The organism is Ideonella sp. BN130291 (assembly GCF_036231905.1).
Taxonomy (GTDB): domain Bacteria; phylum Pseudomonadota; class Gammaproteobacteria; order Burkholderiales; family Burkholderiaceae_C; genus CAMLIZ01.
This window is the reverse complement of sequence record NZ_JAZARE010000002.1, coordinates 584,160-600,029: the sequence shown is the minus strand read 5'-3', so window position 1 is coordinate 600,029 and position 15,870 is coordinate 584,160. Positions and strand designations below refer to the sequence as shown.

Here is a 15,870-nt window from a genome sequence, read left to right as displayed (position 1 = left end):
GGCCGGCACCTCATGGCAAGGGCACGGCCTGCAGCATCGCGCGAACCTGCTCGCGCTGGCCGCGGCCGGCGCCGGACACCGGCACCAGGCGGTGCGCGATGGTCTGCGCCAGGATGGCCTGGATGTCGTCCGGCGCCACGTAGTCGCGCCGGTCCAGCAGCGCCCGCGCCTTGGCCGCGCGCAGCACCGCGATGCCGGCGCGGGGTGACAGCCCGTCGACGAACCACTGGCCGGAGCGGGTGGCCGCGATCAGCGCCTGCAGGTAGTCCAGCAGCGCCTCCGAGGCATGCACCTGCAGCACCGCCTGCTGCGCCAGCAGCAGGTCCGCCGGCTCCATCACCGGCTGCAGGCGGTCCACCGCCGCGCGCCGGTCCTCGCCCTGCAGCAGGGCGCGCTCGGAGGCCCGGTCGGGGTAGCCCAGCGTGATGCACATCAGGAAGCGGTCCAGCTGGGATTCGGGCAGCGGGTAGGTGCCGAGCTGGTCGCTCGGGTTCTGCGTGGCGATCACGAAGAAGGGCAGCGGCAGCGCGCGGGTCTGGTTCTCCACCGTGACCTGCTGCTCCTCCATCGCCTCGAGCAGCGCGCTCTGCGTCTTGGGGCCGGCGCGGTTGATCTCGTCGGCCAGCAGCACCTGGGTGAACACGGGGCCCGGGTGGAACACGAACGCCTCGGTGGAGCGCTCGTACACGCTCACGCCGATCAGGTCCGAGGGCATCAGGTCGGCGGTGAACTGCACGCGCGAAAAGCGCAGGCCCAGCGACACCGCCAGCGCGTGCGCCAGCGTGGTCTTGCCGACGCCCGGCACGTCCTCGATCAGGAGGTGGCCGCCGGCCAGCAGGCAGGCGATGCAGTCCTCGATCTGCGAGCGCTTGCCGACGATGATCGTGCTAATCTGGTCCACGAGGCGGGCCAGCTGGCCTGCATGCTGGCTGGCGATGGACGACGATGCTCCGACGGGGTGCGCGCTCATGCGGCCGACGTTAACCCAGTTTTCCCATGGCCACTGCGTTCTACAGCCCGCCGGAGTGCCGCCTGCACGACATGGGCGCCGGCCACCCCGAATGCCCGCAGCGGCTGGACGCGATCAACGATCACCTGCGCGCCACCGGGCTGGACGTGGCGCTGGACCACCGCGACGCACCGCTGGCCACGCCGGAGCAGCTGGCGCGCGCGCACGATGCGCTCTACGTCGCCGAGATCCGGGACGCGTTGCAGGCGCTGGAGCACAGCGGCCGGTCCAAGGCCTTCGACCCCGACACCTCGGCCTGCCCGGCCACCTGGGCCGCCGCCTTGCGCGCCGCGGGTGCTGCAGTGGCCGCCACCGACGCGGTGCTGCAGGGCGAGGCCGAAAGCGCCTTCTGCGCCGTGCGTCCGCCGGGCCACCATGCCACGCGGGACCAGGCCATGGGCTTCTGCTTCTTCAACAACGTGGCGGTGGCCGCGCGCCATGCGCTGGACGTGCATGGCCTGCAGCGCGTGGCCATCGTCGACTTCGACGTGCACCACGGCAACGGCACCGAGGACATCATCGCCGGCGACGAGCGTGTGCTGATGGTGAGCATCTTCCAGCACCCGCTGTATCCGTACAGCGGCGCGGTGCCCAAGGGCACCAACATGGTCAACCTGCCGATCCCGCCCTACACCCGCGGCGCCGAGGTGCGCGAGATGATCGAGGCGATGTGGATGCCGCGGCTGGAGGCCTTCAAGCCGCAGATGGTGTTCATCTCCGCCGGCTTCGACGCGCACCGCGAGGACGAGCTCGGCCAGCTCGGCCTGGTGGAAGCGGACTACGAGTGGATGACCCGCCGCATCAAGGCCGTGGCCGACCGCCACGCCCAGGGCCGCATCGTCTCGTGCCTGGAGGGCGGCTACGCGCTGGGGGCGCTGGCGCGCAGCGTGGCGGCGCACCTGAGGGTGCTGGCCTCGGTGTAGCGGGGGCGGCTCAGGCTGCCTTGGCCAGCGGCGCCTGCAGCGCCTCGCCCCACACCACCTTCCTGCGCTCGGCCTCCCAGGCCTCGTAGCGCGCACCGTACACCTCCTCGACGCGGTTGCGCTTGACCTTGAAGGTGGGCGTGATGAAGCCGCTTTCCACCGTCCAGGGCGTGGTCACGATCACCAGGCAGGCGAGCTGTTCATGCGGGTCCAGCCGGGCGTTCACGCTGTCGAGGTGGGTCTGCAGCGATTGCTCCAGGGCCTGCCTGCCCGCAGGCGCCATGGCCCGCTGGGCCGCATCCGGCGAAAGCAGCACGATGCCCAGCGGCTGCGCCAGGTTGGCACCCGTCACACAGCAGGCTTCCACCGCGGCATGCACCATCAGCTTGTCCTCGATGGGCGCGGGTGCCACGTACTTGCCCTTGCTCGTCTTGAACAGGTCCTTCACGCGGCCGGTGATGCGCAGGTTGCCTTCGGCGTCGAGCTGGCCCTTGTCGCCGGTGTGCAGCCAGCCGTCGGGTGTGATCGCTTCGGCCGTGAGCTGCGGCTCCTTGAAGTAGCCCAGCATGGTGCAGGCGCTGCGCACCTGGACCTCGCCGCTGGCCGGGTCGATGCGGCTTTCCACGCCGTCATAGGGCAGGCCGACGGTGCCGGGCCGCATCACGCCGGGCAGCGTGGCATGCGAGACGCCGCAGTTCTCGGTCATGCCGTACACCTCGAGGATCGGCAGGCCGAGCTCGGCATACCACTGCAGCAGGTCGGTGGGCATGGGCGCCGCGCCGCCGGCGGCCACCGTGCACTGGTCCAGGCCCAGCGCGGCCAGCACCTTCTTGCGCACGATGCGGCCCACGATCGGCAGGCGCAGCAGGCGCTTCAGCTTGGCCGGCGGCAGCTTGGCATGCACGCCCTGCTGGAACTTCACCCACAGCCGCGGCACCGAGAAGAACACGGTCGGCCGGGCGCGCTGCAGGTCCGCGGCAAAGGTGTCCAGCGACTCGGCGAAGAACACATGGATGGAGTTGGCCAGCAGCCCGTGCTCCACCAGCGCCCGCTCGGCCACATGCGACAGCGGCAGGTACGACAGCATGCGTGCGTTGCCGCCCAGCTTCACCCGGCTCATCCCGGCCTGGATGCCCCAGGCGAAGGTGGCAAAGCTGTGCATCACGCCCTTGGGCGTGCCGGTGGTGCCGGAGGTGTACATGATGGTGGAGAGCTCGCCGCCGTCGCGCACCGGATGCCCGGCCAGCGGTGGCGTGCGCTGCACGATGTCGGCCCACTGCTCGTAGGCATTGGGCGGGGCCAGCGGCAGCGCGATGCAGGGCAGCCCGGCCGGCACGCCGGGTTTCATCGCCTCCCAGCCGTCCAGCTTGCCCACGAACAGCAGCTGCGATTCGCTGTGCTCCAGGATCTGGCGGATGGTGTCGGCCGCCAGCGTGGGGTACAGCGGCACCGACACATATCCGCCGAGCCAGATCGCGAAGTCGGCGATCAGCCAGTGGGCGCAGTTCTTCGACAGCAGCGCGATCTTGCTGCCGGCCGGCAGCCCGCGCGACTGCAGGTGCGCGGCCATGCGGCGCGCCTCGTCCATCAGCTGGCGCCAGGTGTGGTGCTGGACCTCAAGGCTGCCGTCGGCCGCGCGCACCGGCTGGGTGAGCACCACACGATCCGGTGCGGTGGTTTCCCAGTGGTACAGGCGCTGCAGCGCCAGGGATTCCGGGGCGATCGGGGTCGGGGCAGTGGGCATGGCGCGGGGCTCTCGGGGTGAAGGGGGCGGGGCCAGTCTCTCACCGCGGTGAGCCGGCCACGCGGGGACTTTCACCCAGAAGCTGACGCCCGGGTGGCACCAGGGAGCCAGTGGATACTCGCGTGGCTTCGCCGGCCATTGTTTTGTCCGCTTCGTCCAACGCCATGCTTCCTGCGCCCGACGCCATCACCTCCCTGCTGCCCGCCTTGCTGCGGCCCACCGCCGCCACCGAAGCCCTTGTGCTGATCGCCTGCCTGCTGCTGGCCTGGGGCGTGGTGCGCCTGCTGCGCGGGCGCGAACCCAAGCCGGGCAGCATCTGGTTCGGCGAACGCGTGGTCGACGGCGTGCTGTTCCCGGTGATCGCTCTGGCGCTGGCCTGGGGCGCGCGCCAGGCGCTGGCCGCGGCCGGGGTGCCGATCGCGGTGTTCAAGCTGGCGCTGCCCATCCTGGTGTCGCTGCTGGTCATCCGCCTGGGCGTGCGGGTGCTGCGGGTGGCCTTCCCGCAGTCGCAGTTCGTGCGTGTGCTGGAGCGCACCCTGTCCTGGCTGGTGTGGCTGTGGCTGGCGCTGTGGCTCACCGGCGCGCTGCCGGCGGTGCTGGCCGAGCTGGAGGACGTGCACTGGAAGGTCGGCGGCGCCAAGGTCACCTTGCGCAGCATCATCGAAGGCACCATCACCGCCGGCCTGGTGCTGGTGCTGGTGCTGTGGGTGTCGGCCGCCATCGAGGCGCGGCTGCTCAAGGGCGCGGGCCACGGCAACCTGTCGCTGCGCAAGATCGCCGCCAACGCGGTGCGCGCGCTGCTGCTGTTCGTGGGCCTGCTGCTGGCGCTGTCGGCCGCCGGCATCGACCTCACCGCGCTCAGCGTGTTGGGCGGTGCGGTCGGCGTGGGCCTGGGCTTCGGCCTGCAGAAGCTGGCATCGAACTACGTGTCGGGTTTCGTGATCCTGGCGGAGCGCTCGCTGCGCATCGGCGACATGGTGAAGGTGGACGGCTTCGAGGGCCGCATCACCGACATCGCCACCCGCTACACCGTGATCCGCGCCCTCAACGGGCGGGAGTCCATCGTGCCCAACGAGCTGCTCATCACCCAGCGGGTGGAAAACTCCTCGCTGGCCGACAGCAAGGTGCTGCTCAACACGGTGGTGCAGGTGGCCTACGGCACCGACCTGGACACGCTGATCCCCCGCCTGGAGTCCGCGGTGCGCGAGGTGCCCCGTGTGGTGGCCGACCCCGGCCCGGCGGTGCAGCTGTCCCAGTTTGCCGCCGACGGGCTGGAGCTGACGGTGCAGTTCTGGATCGCCGATCCGGAGAACGGGCAGGCCAGCGCACGCTCGGCGGTGAACCTGCAGCTGCTGCGCACGCTGAACCAGCTGGGCGTGGAGATCCCGTTCCCGCAGCGGGTGCTGCACACCCGCGAAACCGCCGCTGCGCGCGACGCGGCTGCTGCCCGGTGATCTGCCCGGGTCACCCGGGCTGGCACACCAACTGCCGGTGAAAACCCGATGGGCAGCCGCGGGGCTGCCAGGAGAGCTTTCGCATGGCAGGACCCGAGTCCGACGAATGGCATCGCCCGTTGCGCATCGGCATTTCGGCACGCCTGATGCACGACCCGCCGCCCGAGCTGGGTTTTCGCAAGAAACGGCTGCAGTACCTGGAGCAATCGATCGCCCACTGGATCATCCGCCATGGCGCGCTCGCGTTCATGGTGCCGGCGGTGGATGCCGAGTCGGCGCGGGTGGAGCGGGCCGTGCCGATCAGCTGCTACGTGGATGTGTTCGACGGGCTGGTGCTGCAGGGCGGGGCGGACGTGGCGCCGTCGTCCTACGGGCAGCAGCCGATCGACGCGCGCTGGCAGGGCGACCCGGTGCGCGACCGCTACGAGCTGGCGCTGATCCGCGAGTTCCTGGCCCAGCGCAAGCCCGTGATCGGCATCTGCCGGGGCTGCCAGCTGCTCAACGTGGCCTTTGGCGGCACGCTCTACCAGGACATCGCCACCCAGGTGCCGCACGCCAAGGCGCATGTGGACAACGACCTCTACGACGACCTCTATCACGAGGTGACGCTGGTGCCGGGCTCGGCGCTGGACGCGCTGTACCCGGCCGAACGCACCTTGCGTGTCACCAGCATCCACCACCAGGCGATCGACCGGCTGGGCGAGGGGCTGCAGGTGGAGGCGCGTTCGTCGGAAGACGGCATCGTGGAAGCGGTGAAGTGGGCCGGGCCCAGCTATGCGCGCGGCCTGCAGTGGCATCCCGAATTCCATGCCGACCGTGAGACCTTGCTGGCGAGCGCGCCGGTGATGCTGGACTTCCTGAATGCCTGTGCACAGCGAAGGCGCGAGACCACCGGGGCCAGGGTGCAATCGGCGGTATGAGCCTCGCCCGGCCGCCCGAAGAGGCGAATTCCCGCCTGGCGGGAACGCGCGCAGCGCGAAGAGTGCACCAATGAGCCCGGTGACGAGCGGTTCTCAGGCCGGCACCACCCATCTCAAGCCCAGCTGCTGCCCGATGAGGTCGAACAACGCATCGCGGTCGATCGGCTTGGACAGGTAGGCGCTGGCGCCTGCCGCGGCGCATTCCTGGCGGCTGATGTCCGAGGCATGCGCGGTGACGGCGATCACCGGGATGCCGGCCCAGTCGCTGCGCGCGCGGATGCGGCGCGTGGCCTCGATGCCGTTCATGCCGGGCATGGCCATGTCCATCAGCACCAGGTCGGGCAGCGAGGCGGCCATGAGGTCCAGCGCCTGCTGGCCGTCGGTGGCTTCGCGCACCTCGAAGTCCAGCAGCCGAAGCAGGTCGGCCAGCACGGCCCGGTTGCCGGCCACGTCGTCCACCACCAGCACCGAACGGCGCCGGCCTTCGTAGCCGGTGGCACGCCGGCAGGCGGGCGCTGCCACGGGTGGGGTGCGGCCGGCCGGCAGCGCCAGCGTGAACCCGAAGCGGCTGCCTTCGCCCTGCCGGCTGTCCACGTGGATGTCACCACCCATCAGGCGCACCAGCTGCCGGCTGATGGCCAGGCCCAGGCCGGTGCCGCCGCCGCGCTTCTGCACGTCGCCCACCTGCTCGAAGGGTTCGAAGATGCGCTCCCAGTGTTCGCGCGCGATGCCCACGCCGGTGTCGATGACGTCGAAGCACACGCTGTAGTCGCTGTCGCCACGCCGCACGCTCAAGGTGACCTGGCCCGCGTCGGTGAACTTCACCGCATTGGTCAGCAGGTTCAGCAGCACCTGGCGCAGGCGCTGGGCGTCGGCTTCCACCGTGTGCGGCAGGTCGGGTGCGGCCTGCACCACGAAGCGCAGGCCCTTGGCGTCGGCACGCACGCTGATGATGTCGGCCACGCCCTGCAGGAACCCCGCCAGTACCACCGGTGCACGCTGCAGCACGGTGCGGCCGGCCTCGATCTTCGAGAGGTCCAGCATGTCCACGATCAGGCTCAGCAGGTGCTCGCCGCTGGTGTGGATGGTGTCCAGCCCGGCGGCGCGGCGCTCCGCGCTCATGCCCTGGTTCAGCTTGAGGATCTGCGCATAACCAAGGATGGCGTTCAGCGGCGTGCGCAGCTCGTGGCTCATGCGCGAGAGGAATTCGGTCTTGGCCGCGCTGGCGGCTTCGGCGCGCTCCTTGGCCACCTGCAGCTCGGCGGTGCGCTCGGCCACCAGCTCCTCCAGGTGGTCGCGGTGGCGGCGCAGCTCGGCCTGGGCTTCGGCGTGCAGCTGCAGTTCGGCGTGCAGGCCCAGGCTCATGTCGTTGAGCGCCGAGGCCACGTCGTCCAGCTCGTCCGGCGCAGCGCCGCTGTGGCGCTGAAGCTGCAGCGGCCGGTCCAGCGCCTGCACCTTCAGGCTGCGCGCGTGGCGCGCCATGTGCTCCAGGTGGCGCGTGATCCACTGGCTGACGATGAACAGGATGAACAGCGCGATGAAGAAGGTCTTGGCCGTCTGGGTGGCCAGGATGACCAGCGTGCGGTCCACCAGCCGGCCGTACACGCCCGCCAGCCCGATGCCGACGGTGAGCGTGCCGATCTGCGTGCGCGGCGCGTTGGGCCCGTGCAGCACGTACTGGCGCACCAGCGTGCGCCCCGGCGTCTGCACGCCGGCCTCGAAGCGCTCCCCCATCTGGCCCTGCACCTTGGCGAACTGCACGTCACGCAGCGTCAGCAGGCCGTCCAGCTGCAGCTGCAGCTGCTGCTTGTCCACCGACCACAGGCTGTTGGCCACGCTGCCGACGTAGGAACTTTCGATCTGCCCGAACTGCGCATCGATGCCGGACAGGTCGCGCGAGTAGTCGAGGTAGAGCTGGATGGCCGTGGCCACCAGTGCCAGGCAGGAGCTGGCCAGCACGATGGCCGCCAACAGGCGCGGCCCCAGCCGGCGCTCACGCCGGCGCGGTTTCGGGGGCAATGCCATAGGCGTCCCGCACGAACTTCATGCGCTCGTTCACCTCGCCGCGCGTGATGCCGAAGTCTTCGATCGCATAGCGGTGTCCCACATGGCGCGCCTCCTGTTCACTGTCCACCAGCCAGGCGGCCATGGCAGCCTCGGCATCGGGGGTGAAGTCCATGCCGGCGAAGCGGTAGATCCGCCGCATCACCGAACGCCAGTCCTTGTTCATCTCATCGTAGTGCACGTCCAGCTGCTGTGCGGGGGCGATTTTTTCGCGCGACTGCATGCAACGCCGGGCCGCCTGCTCACAGAAGTCGAGCCAGGTGTCGCGGATGCCGTCGCGGCAGGGCCGGTCGGTGTGGCGCGCGGCGAAGTGCCACATCAGCGACATCACCGAGCCCACGGTCTTGACCGGGTCGCGGTGGGTGAACACGAGCTTGGCGTCCGGGAAGGTGGCGAGCAGCAGGTCCAGGTCCATCATGTGCTGCGGATTCTTCATGATCCAGCGCCGGCCGGGGGCGGTGTTACGTGACCATTCCACCAGCCTCATCTGGTCGGCCATATAGCCGTAGGCGCCGTGTTTGTCGGCCTGCAGGAACCAGCGGTAGTAACCGGGGATGTCGTACAGGCCCAGCGCGCTGAAGCTGCAGAACGAGTGGTTCAGCAGCAGCATCTCCTCCTCCGGCCAGTCCGGGTGCATGGGGTGCATCACGAAGGACTCCGGGTACATGCGGTGGCGCATCTCCAGCGCCTGGCAGGCCTCCTCGCGGCGCTGGGCCCGGGCGGCTGGCGGCTCGCTGCCGTCGAGCAGGACACGCGGCGCCGGGTTCATGCCTTCCCAGGTGCGCAGGTGCTGCAGCCGCGCATCGCAGGCGAGCATGCGGTGCAGCCGGGTGGTGCCGGAGCGGTGCGGGCCGACGATGATGAGGGGCGCGGCCAGCGGCCGCTGCACGATCTGCGGATGCGCTTCGAAGCAGGCCTGGCTCCAGAGCCGGTTCTTCAGTGAGCCGAGCGTGCGGCCCCATGCGATGCGGGTGCCGAACTCGTTCAGATCGGCTTCTTCGGCCAGCGCACGCAACAGCGCGCGCAGTGCCGGAAGGAAGCGCTCGTCGCCGAAACGATCGAGACCTGTGTCACGCCGCGCCGCTGCCAGCAGCGCGGCTTCCGAGAGTTCCATGCCGTATCCTTGTTCCATCTTGGAAGACCCCTTGCCATGACCGGGCCGCGTGCACGCCGCCATTGCCTTGCCGCAGCGCTTGCCGCGGCTGCCGTGTTGTGCTGCCTGCCGGGCGGGGCCGCTGGCGCGCCGCCGGCGACGCCCATCGTGCTGGGCACCAGCCAGCCGGAGGACACCGTGTCCGGCATGCTGCAGCGGCGCATCTACACCGAGGCGTTCCGCCGGATGGACGTGCCGCTGCAGATCGTGGTGTTCCCGCTGCAGCGCCTGAGCATCAGTGCCGACCAGGGCAGCATCGATGGCGACGTGGCGCGGGTGCATGGTTACGCCGCCTCGCATCCCGAGCTGCTGCGGGTGGAAGAGCCGGTGTACGAGGTCACCTGGTCGCTGTTTGCGGTGAACCCGGCGCTTCAGCTCGGCAGCCTGGCTGCATTGCCCGAGACCGGCTGGCGCGGTACCTACCTGCGTGGCGTGGGCGTCTGCGAGAGCGCGCTCAAGCGCCTGCTGCCGGCCGACCGGCTGATCGACGTCACCTCGGACGCCCAGGGCTTCAACATGCTGCGCCTGGGCCGCTCGGAGGTGCACTGCACCGCGGACCTGTCGGCCTTCACACTGCAGAACTCGCCGGAGTTCAAGGGCAGCACGATCACGCGCCGCGTGGTCGACATCGGCACCTTCCCGCTGCATCCCTACCTGCACCGCAAGCATGCGGAGCTGGCCACCCGGCTGGCCGCTGCGCTGCGCCAGATGAAGGCCGAGGGCCTGGTCGAGCGCTACCGGGCCGATGTGCTGCGCGAGGTGGAGCGGCGCTGAAGCCGCGTGCGGGTCACACACCGGTGCCGAGCGTGCGCATGCGCAGGTTCATCGGCGGCACCTCCTCGCCGTCGATGCGCACGTCCAGCATGGTGGGCCCCGGCCAGCGAAGCATGGCCTCGATGTCCAGCGCGGCCAGGTCCGCCGGCGAGCGCACCACGTATCCGGGGATGCCCATGGCGTGCGCGATGGCGGCGTAGTCCACCTGCGGCAGCTCGAAGCCGATTGGCTCGGCACCGGCCAGGCGCTGGCCGTGTTTGACCATGCCGAGGGCGCCGTCGTTGAGCACCACGAAGAGCACCGGCAGGCCGAGCGCGGCCGCCACGGTGATCTCCTGCCCGTTCATCAGGTAGCTGCCGTCGCCGGTGATGCACACCACCGGGCATTGGTGGTTGGCCGAAGCGATGCCCACCGCCGCGCCGATGGCCCAGCCCATGGGCGCGAAATCCATGGTCACGCGCAGCCAGCTGGCATGGCGGCGCCGCTCGCCGAGGCTGCTGCGCAGCGACGGCCCCGTGGTGCGAGCGCGGCTGCCCGGGTCGGCACGGCGATCCTGCGGGTTCAGGCAGTGCACCGCCCAGGCGGCGCTGTTGCCGGCGTCGGCCACGAAGCGGGTGTTCGGCGGGCAGCGCCGCGACAGCTCGTGCATCAGGCGCTGCGGCTTGATCGGCGCGGCGTCGCTGCGCAACTTGTGCGGCTGGTCCAGCATCGCGTCCAGGTCCTGCTGCTCGGCCTTGCGGTCGCGGAAGGGGTAGACGTTGGTGACCAGGCTGTGCGGTGCCATGCGCTCGATCAGCTGTTCGCACACCGTGAGGATGCGGCCGCGCACATGCAGCCGGGCCATGGGCGAGCGCATCAGGTTTTCGTCGGAGCTGTCGACGTGCACCAGCCGGCTGTTCAGCACGCTCTGGCTCCAGCCGCCGCTGCTGAACTCGCCGAAGCCGGTGCCGAAGGCCAGCAGCAGGTCCGGCTCGCTGCGCAGCAACGCTTCGGCGCTGGCATGGCCGCCGAAGCCGAACACACCCCGGTAGCCCGGGTGGCGCGGGTTGACGAAGCCCTTGCCATCGGGCGTGGTGACAAACGGCGCCTGCACCAGGTGGGCCAGCTTGAGGATGGCCGCCGTGGCTTCGCCGCAGCCGTCGCCGACCAGGAACACCGGCCGCTGGGCGCGCTGCAGCAGCGCCTGCAGCGCTTCCACGGCGGGCAGGTCCACCAGCGCCGACGGGGTGCGCAGCAGCAGCGAGAAATCATGCGGCTGCGAACCCGTGGGCACGGCGCTGCGCAGGATGTCCACCGGGATCGACAGGTGGCTGGGGCCCATGGGCATCTGGCTGGCGTGCATCAGCGCATTGAACAGCTTGATGTGCAGCTGCTCCGGGTGCGACACCAGCGAGTTGTAGCGGGTGCAGTGGCGCAGCATGCCCACGGTGTTGATGCCGGTGCAGCTGGACTCCTGCAGCGCACGCTTGCCAAAGGAATGGATGGGCGGCTGGCCGGTGATCACCAGCATCGGGATGCCGTTGTCGTAGGCGCAGGCCACGCCGGTGATCAGGTTGGTGGTGCCCGGCCCCGAGGTGGCGATGCAGACGCCGATCTTGCCGGTCTCGCGGGCATAACCGTCGGCCATGAAGGCGGCGCCAGCCTCGTGGCGCGCCACCACCGCCCGCGGGCCGCCGCGGCGGCCGCTGCGCGCAAGCGCGTTGTACAGCGGCTCGATCGCCCCACCCGGTACGCCGAACACGTATTCGATGCCGATCTTCTCCAGGCAGGAGACGATGAAGTCGGCGGCTTCAGGGGTGTGCAGGGCGGAGCTGTCGGCCCCCGAACGGGGAACCGCGGCATTCAGGCTGTCCACGAGGGCACTCACTGGCAAGGCAAAGACACGGAGCCACCTCCTGGTGGATCCACCCGGGGTGCGCTCGTTTCGAGCCGCGCCCCGCAAAGCCTTCCCTGCTCTTGTTGTTGTCGTTGTCCGGCGGACGCGTGAGTGTATCTATCGGTAAACGCGGTGTCTGTCGCTTTTGCAGGGTTTCCCCTTGGGTGAGGGGTGGTCCCTCAGTCGTCCGGCAGCGCGGCCGGCGTGATCCCGAAGCGGGCGGCGGCCAGCGCCGCAAATTCGCGATAGAGCGCCGCTGCCACCGTCGGCCGCGTGGTGGCCGACGCCATGCGCAGCGCATCGGCCAGCGCTTCGACTTGTGGCGCGGGTTCGTCCAGCACGGCGAGCAAGCGCTCGAGCAGGTTGAGCCCCAGCTGCACCGCGAGGCGGTCGGTCACATCCAAGGTGCCCAGGCGCTGCAAGGTGTCCAGGGCAAGGCGGCGCAACGCCGCGTGCACAGGGGCATGCAACGCGGCCGCCGCCGGGCTGTGCGGCGGGAGGGAAAAGGCGGCGCGGGTCATCGCGAGGACACGCTCAGCAGGTAGCGTGCCGCACCGGCCCGTGCGCAGCGCAACGAACGGCGGGTTTCTACAGCTTGTGCGTGGACAGCAGGATGCTGGTTTCGGTCTGCGCGATGCCGTCGATCAGGCGGATGCCGCTGAGCACGCGGTCAAAGGCCTCCAGCGAATCGGCGCGCAGCTCGGCCACGATGTCCCAGCGGCCGTTGGTGGTGTGCAGCGCCATCACCGCGGGGTCACCGCGCAGGGCGCGGAGCACCTCGTCGGCCCGGTTGCCTTCCACCGCCACCAGCATGAGCGCCCGGATGTGGTGGCCCTCCACCTGCGGTTTCAGCCGCACCGTGTAGCCCACGATCACGCCGTCGCGCTCCAGGCGGGCCAGGCGGTTCTGCACCGTGCCACGTGCCACGCGCAGGCGCTTGGCCAGCGTGGCCACCGGCATGCGCGCGTCATCGCGCAGCAGCGAGATCAGCTCCCGGTCAGTGTCGTCGAGACCAGACATAACGCTAGCTCCTTTTGGCAGTTTGCGCAGTTTATCGCGCGGATTGCACAGCTTTCTGGCTTCTCCTTGGCTGCGGGAGCCAGAAGAATCGCCCTTGTTGGCCTGCCGGCGCGCGGCATGGCCCATTGAAGGAGACTTTTGAATGACCCGCTTCATCGACGTACCCGCCCTGTCGCAGCTCGTGCAGGAGGTCGGTGTCGTGCGCTTCCTCGAAGAGCTCACCGAAACCCTGCGCCAGGATTACCTGCGCTGGAATGAATTCGACAAGTCCGCCCGCGTGGCCAGCCACTCGCCGCTGGGCGTGATCGAGCTGATGCCGGTGGCCGACGCCGCCCGCTATGCCTTCAAGTACGTGAATGGCCACCCGCGCAACACCGCGCGCGGCATGTTCACCGTGATGGCCTTCGGCGTGCTGGCCGATGTGGAAACCGGCTACCCGCTGCTGCTGTCGGAGCTGACCCTCACCACCGCGCTGCGCACCGCAGCCACCTCGGCATTGGCCGCCAAGGCGCTGGCGCGGCCCAACTCGCGCCGCATGGCCTTGATTGGCAACGGCGCCCAGAGCGAATTCCAGGCGCTGGCCTTCCACAGCATGCTGGGCATCGACGAGGTGCGGGTGTTCGACGTGGACCCGGCAGCCACCGCGAAGCTGGAGCAGAACCTTCGCGCCTTCCCTGGCTTGAAGGTGGTGCGCGCGGCTTCCACCGCCGAGGCGGTTCGAGGCGCCGACATCGTGACGACCGTCACCGCCGACAAGACACGCGCCACGATCATCACGCCCGACATGATCGAGCCCGGCATGCACATCAACGGTGTGGGCGGCGACTGCCCCGGCAAGACGGAGCTGCACCCCGATGTGCTGCGTGGCGCCCAGGTGTTTGTGGAATACGAGCCGCAGACCCGCATCGAAGGCGACATCCAGCAGCTGCCGGCGGACTTTCCGGTGACCGAGCTGTGGCGGGTGCTGGCGGGCGAACATGCCGGCCGCGCGGGCGCGCGGGCGGTGACGGTGTTCGACTCGGTGGGCTTTGCGCTGGAGGACTACTCCGCGCTGCGCTATGTGTACGAGCAGTGCCTCAAGCGCGGCATCGGCATCGACGCCGACCTGGTGCCGCCGGCCGACGACCCGAAGGACCTGTTCCGCCACACCCGCAACGGCGCACGGCGCCGCGCGCAGCTGAAGCGGGCAGCCTAGGAATCTGAGCGGCAGAAGCCGCCCAGATTCCTAGCCGGTGGCTGTCTGTCCGACTCCCCCGCGCCCCCTCCGCGAGGGGGCTCCAGCGAGTTGGGTCGGCTCCCTCCAGCCTCCCTCCGAGAGGGAGGCTCCAGCCAGAAGTGATGCCCTCAGGCCGTGGCTACCGGAATTTTGCCGATCTTGGCCTGCCACTCCTTCGGCCCTGTCACGTGGGCGGAGGTGCCGCCGGCGTCCACGGCCACGGTGACCGGCATGTCCTTCACCTCGAACTCGTAGATCGCTTCCATGCCCAGGTCGGCAAAGCCCACGACCTTGGCGGCCTTGATCGCCTTGCTCACCAGGTAGGCCGCGCCGCCCACCGCCATCAGGTAGGCGCTCTTGTGCTTGCGGATCGCCTCGATGGCGACCGGGCCGCGTTCGGCCTTGCCCACCATCGCGATCAGGCCCGTCTCGGCCAGCATCATGTCGGTGAACTTGTCCATGCGGGTGGCGGTGGTGGGGCCGGCGGGGCCCACGACCTCGTCGCGCACAGGGTCCACCGGGCCCACGTAGTAGATGACCCGGTTGGTGAAGTCCACCGGCAGCGGCTCACCCTTGGCCAGCATGTCCTGGATGCGCTTGTGCGCGGCGTCGCGGCCGGTGAGCATCTTGCCGTTGAGCAGCAGGGTGTCGCCTGGCTTCCAGCTCGCCACTTCTTCCCTGGTGAGGGTGTCCAGGTTGACCGAGCGGCTCTTGTTGTAGTCGGGCGCCCACTGCACGTTGGGCCACAGGTCCAGGCTGGGCGGCTCCAGGTAGGCCGGGCCGGAGCCGTCGAGCACGAAGTGCGCATGGCGGGTGGCGGCGCAGTTCGGGATCATCGCCACCGGTTTGCTGGCCGCGTGGGTGGGGTAGGTCTTGATCTTGATGTCCAGCACGGTGGTGAGGCCGCCCAGGCCTTGCGCGCCGATGCCCAGCGCATTGACCTTCTCGTACAGCTCGATGCGCAGCTCTTCGAGCTTGTTGGCCGGGCCGCGCTGCAGCAGCTCGTACATGTCGATGTCGTCCATCAGCGCTTCCTTGGCCATCAGCATCGCCTTCTCGGCGGTGCCGCCCACGCCGATGCCCAGCATGCCGGGCGGGCACCAGCCGGCTCCCATCAGCGGCACCGTCTTGAGCACCCAGTCGACCAGGTTGTCGCTCGGGTTCATCATCGCGAACTTGCTCTTGTTCTCCGAGCCGCCGCCCTTGGCCGCCACGGTCACGTCCACCGTGTTGCCAGGCACCACGGTCATGTGCACCACCGCCGGCGTGTTGTCCTTGGTGTTCTTGCGCTCGAAGATCGGGTCGTTGAGCACCGAGGCCCGCAGCACGTTGTCGGGGTTGAGGTAGCCGCGGCGCACGCCTTCGTTGACCGCGTCCTCGATCGAGCCGGCAAAGCCCTCGAAGCGCACGTCCATGCCGATCTTGAGGAACACGTTGACGATGCCGGTGTCCTGGCAGATCGGGCGCCGGCCTTCGGCGCACATCTTCGAATTGGTGAGGATCTGCGCGATCGCGTCCTTGGCCGCCGGCGACTGCTCGCGCTCATAGGCGCGCGCCAGGTGGGCGATGTAGTCGGCCGGGTGGTAGTAGCTGATGTACTGCAGCGCGGCCGCAACGGAATCGACGAGGTCGCTGTGCTGGATCGTGGTGGGCATGGCGGAGGTGGGTCGGCTCTGGGAACCCGGGATTATCCCAGTGCCGGCCTGCGACCACCCGA

General features: G+C 69.7%; 13 protein-coding genes. 5 read left to right on the top strand and 8 right to left on the bottom strand.

Annotated features, from left to right (window positions below):
* Nucleotides 1–10: 10 nt before the first annotated feature.
* Entirely contained in the window at nucleotides 11–970 is a 960-nt protein-coding gene (locus VPH43_RS06170; protein ID WP_328576774.1) for an AAA family ATPase, read from the bottom strand.
* Nucleotides 971–996: 26 nt separating this feature from the next.
* Here VPH43_RS06170 and VPH43_RS06165 point away from each other — a divergent pair, with 26 nt between their 5' ends.
* Nucleotides 997–1,932 (top strand): histone deacetylase family protein, encoded by a 936-nt coding sequence (locus VPH43_RS06165; protein WP_328576773.1) that lies wholly within the window; start codon nucleotides 997–999, stop codon nucleotides 1,930–1,932.
* 10 nt (nucleotides 1,933–1,942) lie between these two features.
* Here the strand turns inward: VPH43_RS06165 and VPH43_RS06160 are convergent, their stop codons facing one another.
* On the bottom strand, nucleotides 1,943–3,676 hold the full coding sequence (locus VPH43_RS06160; RefSeq protein WP_328576772.1) for an AMP-binding protein: 1,734 nt from the start codon (nucleotides 3,674–3,676) through the stop codon (nucleotides 1,943–1,945).
* Nucleotides 3,677–3,840: 164 nt separating this feature from the next.
* Between VPH43_RS06160 and VPH43_RS06155 the strand changes: the two genes are divergently transcribed.
* Nucleotides 3,841–5,130 (top strand): mechanosensitive ion channel family protein, encoded by a 1,290-nt coding sequence (locus VPH43_RS06155; RefSeq protein WP_328576771.1) that lies wholly within the window; start codon nucleotides 3,841–3,843, stop codon nucleotides 5,128–5,130.
* An 83-nt stretch (nucleotides 5,131–5,213) separates the two neighbouring features.
* Complete coding sequence (locus tag VPH43_RS06150) at nucleotides 5,214–6,050, top strand: gamma-glutamyl-gamma-aminobutyrate hydrolase family protein (protein WP_328576770.1); 837 nt, start codon at nucleotides 5,214–5,216, stop codon at nucleotides 6,048–6,050.
* A 93-nt stretch (nucleotides 6,051–6,143) separates the two neighbouring features.
* Here the strand turns inward: VPH43_RS06150 and VPH43_RS06145 are convergent, their stop codons facing one another.
* Together VPH43_RS06145 and VPH43_RS06140 are read right to left on the bottom strand one after the other, a co-directional pair.
* Nucleotides 6,144–8,075, bottom strand: a complete 1,932-nt coding sequence (locus VPH43_RS06145) for an ATP-binding protein (protein ID WP_328576769.1) — start codon at nucleotides 8,073–8,075, stop codon at nucleotides 6,144–6,146.
* Complete coding sequence (locus tag VPH43_RS06140; RefSeq protein ID WP_328576768.1) at nucleotides 8,044–9,228, bottom strand: sulfotransferase family protein; 1,185 nt, start codon at nucleotides 9,226–9,228, stop codon at nucleotides 8,044–8,046. The genes VPH43_RS06145 and VPH43_RS06140 overlap by 32 nt, the downstream gene beginning before the upstream one ends.
* A gap of 36 nt (nucleotides 9,229–9,264) precedes the next feature.
* Between VPH43_RS06140 and VPH43_RS06135 the strand changes: the two genes are divergently transcribed.
* Nucleotides 9,265–10,041 carry a hypothetical protein gene (locus VPH43_RS06135; RefSeq protein ID WP_328576767.1) on the top strand — a complete coding sequence of 259 codons (777 nt, stop codon included), beginning with the start codon at nucleotides 9,265–9,267 and terminating at the stop codon, nucleotides 10,039–10,041.
* A gap of 13 nt (nucleotides 10,042–10,054) precedes the next feature.
* Here VPH43_RS06135 and VPH43_RS06130 read toward each other — a convergent pair whose 3' ends face one another.
* From VPH43_RS06130 to VPH43_RS06120, 3 genes are all read right to left on the bottom strand, one after another.
* Entirely contained in the window at nucleotides 10,055–11,896 is a 1,842-nt protein-coding gene (locus VPH43_RS06130; RefSeq protein WP_328576766.1) for a thiamine pyrophosphate-binding protein, read from the bottom strand.
* A gap of 200 nt (nucleotides 11,897–12,096) precedes the next feature.
* Nucleotides 12,097–12,438, bottom strand: a complete 342-nt coding sequence (locus VPH43_RS06125) for a hypothetical protein (RefSeq protein WP_328576765.1) — start codon at nucleotides 12,436–12,438, stop codon at nucleotides 12,097–12,099.
* Nucleotides 12,439–12,505: 67 nt separating this feature from the next.
* Nucleotides 12,506–12,937, bottom strand: a complete 432-nt coding sequence (locus VPH43_RS06120) for an Lrp/AsnC family transcriptional regulator (protein ID WP_328576764.1) — start codon at nucleotides 12,935–12,937, stop codon at nucleotides 12,506–12,508.
* Between the two features lie 142 nt (nucleotides 12,938–13,079).
* On the opposite strand from VPH43_RS06120, the gene VPH43_RS06115 reads away from it, so the two are divergent.
* On the top strand, nucleotides 13,080–14,132 hold the full coding sequence (locus VPH43_RS06115; protein ID WP_328576763.1) for an ornithine cyclodeaminase: 1,053 nt from the start codon (nucleotides 13,080–13,082) through the stop codon (nucleotides 14,130–14,132).
* Between the two features lie 149 nt (nucleotides 14,133–14,281).
* Here the strand turns inward: VPH43_RS06115 and VPH43_RS06110 are convergent, their stop codons facing one another.
* Nucleotides 14,282–15,808, bottom strand: coding sequence for a fumarate hydratase (locus VPH43_RS06110; RefSeq protein ID WP_328576762.1), 1,527 nt, complete (start codon nucleotides 15,806–15,808; stop codon nucleotides 14,282–14,284).
* Nucleotides 15,809–15,870: the final 62 nt, after the last annotated feature.